Origin of the sequence: Pauljensenia sp. UMB6358, from assembly GCF_030216865.1 — a bacterium.
GTDB classification, from domain to species: Bacteria; Actinomycetota; Actinomycetes; order Actinomycetales; family Actinomycetaceae; genus Pauljensenia; species Pauljensenia turicensis_A.
The window spans coordinates 1-237 of the sequence record NZ_JASOMS010000278.1 but is presented as its reverse complement, the minus strand read 5'-3'; the positions used below and the strand labels follow the sequence as shown (position 1 = coordinate 237).

The 237-nt window shown below is 62.9% G+C and carries 1 protein-coding gene; it reads left to right on the top strand.

The genetic code is table 11. The features are described 5' to 3' along the window. Positions 1-237, top strand: a 237-nt coding sequence (locus QP381_RS09455; protein WP_285068788.1) for a SprT-like domain-containing protein, incomplete at both ends; no start/stop codon positions are given.

Here is a 237-nt window from a genome sequence, read left to right as displayed (position 1 = left end):
AACCACACGACGCACACCCTGTCGTTTTCTCGGTCGCTGATGACGCTGTATTCCCCAGATGAAATTCGAGACGTCATCGCTCACGAAGTAGCTCACGCTCTGGCCGGCGCCAGCCACCACCATGACGAGGTATGGAAGAAGGCGGCTCGCAACCTGGGAGCGCGACCCGAGGCGCGTCTGTCCGCGGCCTTGCCTGCTCCTGAAGCACCGTGGATCGGAACCTGTCCGCGCTGCGGA